The organism is Desulfosporosinus sp. BICA1-9, assembly GCF_000802135.1.
Genome location: NZ_JUEE01000062.1, coordinates 1 through 5165 on the forward strand (window position 1 = coordinate 1; position 5165 = coordinate 5165).

The 5165-nt window shown below is 39.4% G+C and carries 8 protein-coding genes; 5 read left to right on the top strand and 3 right to left on the bottom strand.

What is annotated here, in order from left to right; all coding sequences use genetic code 11:
- Positions 1-475, top strand: a 475-nt coding sequence (locus JL57_RS07890; RefSeq protein ID WP_034141514.1) for an Rpn family recombination-promoting nuclease/putative transposase, incomplete at its 5' end; no start/stop codon positions are given.
- Positions 476-837: 362 nt separating this feature from the next.
- Here the strand turns inward: JL57_RS07890 and JL57_RS07895 are convergent.
- The gene (locus tag JL57_RS07895; protein ID WP_034141515.1) at positions 838-1242 is read right to left on the bottom strand and encodes a type II toxin-antitoxin system HicB family antitoxin; all 405 of its coding nucleotides are present in this window, start codon (positions 1240-1242) and stop codon (positions 838-840) included.
- Positions 1243-1299: 57 nt separating this feature from the next.
- Positions 1300-1482: a type II toxin-antitoxin system HicA family toxin gene (locus tag JL57_RS07900; protein ID WP_034141516.1), complete on the bottom strand. Its 183-nt coding sequence runs from the start codon at positions 1480-1482 to the stop codon at positions 1300-1302.
- Between the two features lie 570 nt (positions 1483-2052).
- Here JL57_RS07900 and JL57_RS33850 point away from each other — a divergent pair.
- Positions 2053-2196 carry a hypothetical protein gene (locus tag JL57_RS33850; RefSeq protein ID WP_291299834.1) on the top strand — a complete coding sequence of 48 codons (144 nt, stop codon included), beginning with the start codon at positions 2053-2055 and terminating at the stop codon, positions 2194-2196.
- The gene (locus tag JL57_RS07905) at positions 2193-2810 is read left to right on the top strand and encodes a DUF6338 family protein (RefSeq protein WP_034141517.1); all 618 of its coding nucleotides are present in this window, start codon (positions 2193-2195) and stop codon (positions 2808-2810) included. The genes JL57_RS33850 and JL57_RS07905 overlap by 4 nt, the downstream gene beginning before the upstream one ends.
- A gap of 563 nt (positions 2811-3373) precedes the next feature.
- Here JL57_RS07905 and JL57_RS36305 read toward each other — a convergent pair.
- A complete protein-coding gene (locus JL57_RS36305; protein ID WP_366556996.1) occupies positions 3374-3763 on the bottom strand; it encodes a transposase in 390 nt (129 codons plus the stop codon).
- A 152-nt stretch (positions 3764-3915) separates the two neighbouring features.
- On the opposite strand from JL57_RS36305, the gene JL57_RS07915 reads away from it, so the two are divergent.
- Positions 3916-4677 (top strand): transposase, encoded by a 762-nt coding sequence (locus JL57_RS07915; protein WP_034141519.1) that lies wholly within the window; start codon positions 3916-3918, stop codon positions 4675-4677.
- A gap of 273 nt (positions 4678-4950) precedes the next feature.
- Positions 4951-5165 (top strand): PD-(D/E)XK nuclease family transposase (locus JL57_RS07920; protein WP_034141520.1); only part of this gene is annotated, 215 nt, incomplete at its 3' end.

Genomic DNA, 5165 nt, shown 5'->3' on the forward strand with positions numbered 1-5165 from the left:
ATGTACCCCACTTCAAAAGTTGTACTCCAGCTATCATTTGACAGAGGACGAAACCGGATACAGGTTGACGGATATCTTAGAGGTCCATTTCCTGGAGATCGTAAAGCTGGCAGATTTGTCTATTCCAAGAGATGAGAATGACCGAATCGTTGAATGGATGGAATTTCTAGATGCAAAATCAAAAGGAGTGATTGAGATGTTAGCAGAAAAGAATAAGGACATCAAAAAAGCTTATGATTTATTGCAGATCATTAGTAAGGATGAAAAGGCAAGAATGCTGTACGATGCCAGAGAAGCCGAGCTTCGTGACCAGCTAACGAGGATAGAGACAGCGGTGAATAGAGGAAAGGCAGAAGGAAAGTTGGAGGCAGCTCGAAACGCAGTGAAAAAGGGATTGTCTTTAGAAGACATTGCTGAGATAACTGATCTGCCCCTAGAAATCGTGCAGAAGCTCAAAGCAGAACTATCAAACTAAGTTCTGCTCGAGAAACTGGTCATGGTCACAGGGGGGAAGGATCTCGGTGCCAAGGATCTTGGTGCCTGACACCAACTTATCAACTTATTGTTTAGCTTGTGAAAACTAGGGTTCTTCTTTGGTAACACCGAGAATACCGCGCTATCTCGGAACTGCGATACAGAATGAATATCTCGTTACCGTATCCTTTTACCGTTACCTCTTTGTTGACGTACCTAACTGGAACCGAGTAGTTGTTGTAATCAAACCGAAAAACTGCCCTGAAACAAGACTCATACTAAACGTAATACCCATTATAGGACCCAAAGCCAAAAATATAATAAATCAGCAGCCGATTTAAGCTGCTGATTTATTATATTTCGTTAATTGTTAATGCCAAGTTGGTCTTTTAAGGCATTTTGTAGGACTTGTGAAAAATTGACGTTGTTCACCTCTGCAATAGTGTTTAACCATGCGGGGATCGTTAGAGTTTTCTTGATCGCTTTATTTCCGTGCTTTTGCGAGTATTCATCTAAATCAACACCGATGAGGCTAACAAAGCCATTCTCATATTCATCAGGGATCACGTTTTTAATATTTGAGGCTTTGGGTAATTGGTTATTTTCTTCCACTGAAGTTAATAGCCAACCTGAAGAGGCGTCAACTGCCATTTCCATTGCTTCAGCTAAGGTGTCTCCCTCGGTTACGCATCCTGGTAAATCGGGAAACACTACGGTATAGCCGCCTTCTTCACAGGGGTAAAAGCAAGCTGGATAAATCAGTTTCATATGATATTCTCCTTCCGAATTATTAATTTAGTTTATCGAATTCCTTAGCAAGGGAGGCTATTTCAACCCCGCTTGCTTTAGGATAGAGTTTGCTGTTTTGGTTTTTAAGTCAGTATTGTGAAATGGTATCGTAACTTTTCCGGGCTTTGTTGGATGTTTGTAATGGTGGTGCGAACCTTTTGTGTCCACGTATTGCCACCCATCATCTTTGAGTATTTTTTCAAGTTCCCGGAATCGCATTCGTTTTACCTCCTCACTTATTAAATTAATTATAACACGTGCAGTACGTATTATAAAGAGGCTTCTTTAAGAAATTAAAAATGCTTGGCACACAATTCATAAGACAAGAATGGGCTACTGGGGCTAATGACCCCAAGCATGGAAGACACAATTTGCTAGGACAAAGAAACTGGCCTGAACGAGGGGCTCTTACTCAACGTAACCCTCATTATCGGACGCAAATATGACTTTGAATGGAATAACTGTAATATGCTCTGCGAAAGTTATAGAGTTATCGATCAATAAGTTGAGAACAGCTCAATAATTGTCCTTATAACTGTGTAATATTTCCATGCGTGTGCTATAGTGGATGTTTGATGTGGCGTTCGCAACTTTTGTCGTTCGAATAATCAACTGAAAGCAAAAGAGCAAGTTAGCCCATCCCTTCCCCCAAGGGAGCGTCTTGCTCTTAACCCAATAGGCGTAATTGGGTTAATCTGGAATTATGGTCGAGTTAGTCTAGCAATATTTTGACAAAGATATAGGAGATTTTAGCTTAATATGTTAATATATTCTTAAGGAGGTGCTTTTATGACTAACAGAGAAGTTATATTCCGCGGTGGCGTTTCAAAATTGGACAAGCCTAAAGGACAAAGACCTAGCGAAGCGAGACCAATTCTTAAAGCCTCTACTATCGTCAATAAGCAAACCGATAAGGCTGTAGTTAATAAATGAATTTGATAGATTCAGCCTCTATTTATCTGATTATTCTCTTTATTTTACCTGGTTTTTTTGTCCATTCTATCATTAATTCTCTGTACAGGAAAAGTAAGCAGGCATCGGAAGTGGAAATCACCTACAAGAGCTTATTATATAGCTCTATTATATATGCAATCCTATATGTGGTTGCCGATGCTTGGAAGATAAATATTTTGGAATTTCTGACGCTACACCCTGTGATTTCCGCTATTGTTGTTATTTTTTTTAGTTTTCTTTTTGGAATTGCCGTCTATCAGATAAATCAAACAGAGTTCCTTTATAATTTGATTTCTAAGGTTAAATGGTTTAAAGGCAAAGTCGAACCACCCAATATATACGCAACACTATTTGACCCGGACTATTGCACGAAGGCAAGAAACGGAATTTGGATTATTTTTTCAAGAGACGGGATTAAACACGAAGGATACGTTAAATATATCGATGTTCAAAGAGAAAATCGTTTAATCTATGTAACCGAAATCAACGATATTAATAGCGATGGACAGGTGATACGTACCCATTCTCCCGAATACGGGATGATTTTAGACCTTAGATCAATTGAAACTTTCGAAATATTATATGCGGATTGATTAACGAGTACCACCCATGGGCATAAATACTCATAGAGGTGGTATTTTTATGAGTTCAAGACGTGAACCTATCTTTACTGGGCCAGTTAAAGAATTACCAAGACCAATTGGACCAAGACCAAGTGACATCAAAAAGAAACCCTAGAACCCCCGTATATCTAAGGGTCTGGTATTCTCGGAATTTGTCGAGAAGGGGACCGGTGCCTGACACCAACTTATCCACCTCCTTTCAATCGGATTTTTCGGTCGGCTATTCATCGACCAGCTCAAAGTTTTTCCTATAGAGTACGTCGATCACCGGATGCACCGCCAGACCGAATAAAGCCTGCGCCGCGTCATAAACAGCCTGTTCGCGGCGTCGGATCTGACAGGGGACCGGTGCCTGAGAAACCTCCGAAAAAGTAGCCTAAAAATGAAGACCTCATCATCATCTTTATAAATATTCATTAAACACATCAAGTTTTTCAAGAATTTATTCGATTTTGGATTAGTATTTAATAATTTTAGTCTATATTAGAACTGAATTATCTAATTGAGCTCATGTTTTGGAGCTCTCTTCAAATTTATGACATAGCGAAGCTAGATGGTGTGAGCAAGTTTACCATCCTGACAATATTGCATGCCATATTTGCTAAGGTAATATGAATTTTTGCGCCAGCAAGTTTTATGAATCTACATCTTCTAAGACCATGATTTCTTACCATGGTCGCAAAACGTCTCTCTACCTTGTATCTTTTATTTGAAGCTTCTTGAAATGCCATTGTCTGGTTCCTTTTTAAACCGTCCAGTACAACATCGTATCTACTGGATATTTCAACTTTTCTTACAAGATATTTACCATTTTTATTTTTTCTAAGGCATTGTTCAACATGCGGACATTTCAAGCAAACTTTTTTATCAAATCTAAAATGGAAATCCTCTTTGTCATTTACAGATATATTAAAGTCTTTTATTCCAAAAACAGCTAGTTTTCTATTAGTGTCTGTTACAAAAAGTTAAAATGCACCAAACGTAAGTTCTTCGAGGAAATAATTACACCTCTATCCATGGTGTGGTAAAATAAAGGTGACGAACCAAAATTATCACACAGGAAGAGGTGCAAATCTTGCATATTCAAATAGACATGTTCTCACCCCTTTATTATAGCACACTTGGTTTTGATGCGGATCTCATTGATTATCTTTCTTTCATTAAAGATGAATATATCCGCTTTCTGTTCCCCCGCCCCATCCTTGATCCACGGGGACGTAAGCCTTGGGATGCAGTCATTTTATTTCGCATGCATGTTTTATATTTTACTCGTCCTGAATTTTCCTCATTTCGGCAAATGTGCACAGAGTTGTCCAAACCCAAACATCAGGACTATCGCAATTTCCTCGGAATTAAAGGAACTAGCATACCGAGTCACGCAGCCTTAAGTCGCTTTCGTGCACAGTTGGGAATTGAAGAGACAACGATTAATGAGCTATCTAAACCCCTTTTACGTCAGGCAGAGCAAATGGACGGTTTTCTAAACTTGATGATTGGTGCGCTAGATTCTCGTCCTGTTTTTGCGGCAGTGGGTGGGTTTAAAAAGGAGTGCACCTGCAAGACTCCCGAGAAATGTACATGTCCGCCTCGTTTTTCAGATAATGATGCCAAAGTCGGCAGACAACGTACCAAAGTCAATCAAAACAAGTTTTTTATCGGATACCGAAAAAACACCGTCATCTGTGGAAGTTCCCAAGGACCCATGCCTTTAGGCTCCGTCGTTGTCAATGCCAAAACGTCGGACAGTAACATGCTGCTACCGTGTTTATACATTGATGGTCAAGATAATAGGTCGGTCGGGGACTGGTACTTCCCGCAATTTGTCGAATCCCTTTAGGGGGCGACTATGTTACTTAATATTGTTGAGTTACATTCGTCAAAACTCTGAACCTCTTGGTAACTGAGACATATAAAAAAATAAGAAATGTCTAGCACAAACCATTCCTTTTTATGGAACTAATATGTGCGTTGTTGTATAATGGAGCCATAGTGCAGTTAGGTTTAGTTTTGATAATAATAAGGGTTGTCTGCTGGTGAGTGTGTGAAACTACGGTGGATTTGCTAAAATGATATCTATATAACTGGAGAGAGGAGAGAGGATGAAGTTAATATGGCTGGGAGCAAGAAGAGTAAAACCAAACAAACACCAACTGACGATAGATTTCTAATGTCACCAAAAGTAGACTTCGTGTTCAAGCTAATCTTTGGAGACGAAAAAAATAAAGATCTGCTAGTCGCTTTCCTCAGTGCCGTACTAGGTGTTCCGGCGGAAGACTTTGAGGGAATAGAAATCATCAATAATGAGCTTTTAAGGGAGTTCGCGGA